General features: G+C 68.9%; 1 protein-coding gene. It reads left to right on the top strand.

What is annotated here, in order from left to right; genetic code table 11:
* A partial coding sequence (locus UP10_RS00010) for an IS110 family RNA-guided transposase (protein ID WP_044585411.1) occupies positions 1 to 667 on the top strand: 667 nt, incomplete at its 5' end.
* Positions 668 to 720: the final 53 nt, after the last annotated feature.

The following is a 720-nucleotide window of genomic DNA, read 5'->3' as shown; positions in this document are numbered from 1 at the left end:
GCTGCGCGACAGCTTGATCGCCCGGCGCACCCAGCTGAGCAACGCGATCCGTGGCTATGCGGCGGAGCTTGGCCTGATCGCGCCCAAGGGGCTCGACAAGATCGAACCGCTGCTGGCGCAGATCGCACAGGACGAGAGCCTGCCCGCGATGGCGCGCGAAGTGTTTGCGGTCCAGGGACGCCAATACGCCGTGCTGCAAGCCGAACTCAAGCAGCTTGAGGCCAGGCTGATAGCCTGGCACCGGGCCGATGCACTGAGCCGGCGCCTGGCGCAGATCCCCTCCGTCGGCCCGATCACGGCAACGCGGCTGGTGATGAAGACGCCCGATCCGCATGCGTTCCGCTCCGGCCGGCATTTTGCGGCCTGGCTCGGCCTCACGCCAAAGGATCATTCCACCGCCGGCAAGACCAGGCTCGGCAAGATCACGCGGGCCGGTGACGAGGACCTGCGCCGCCTGTTCGTGGCGGGGGCGACCTCGGTCATCCAGCAGGTCCGGCGAGGCCGAGGCCATCCGTCGCGGTGGCTGGTGGCGCTGCTCAAGCGCAAGCCGCCGAAGCTTGCCGCGGTGGCGCTCGCCAACAAGGTTGCCCGCATCGCCTGGAAGCTGATGGCAACAGGCGAGAGTTACGATGCCGCGCGGCTCGATGCCATGGGAGCCGTCGCCTAACAGATTGGCCGGCCGGCGGGTTCGCCCACCGGCCGACCCGGAAGCTGCAAGAG

It is taken from the genome of Bradyrhizobium sp. LTSPM299, from assembly GCF_000938235.1.
Classification (GTDB): Bacteria; Pseudomonadota; Alphaproteobacteria; order Rhizobiales; family Xanthobacteraceae; genus Bradyrhizobium.
The sequence above is the reverse complement of the archived record's forward strand: the minus strand, read 5'-3'. Positions and strand labels throughout refer to the sequence as shown.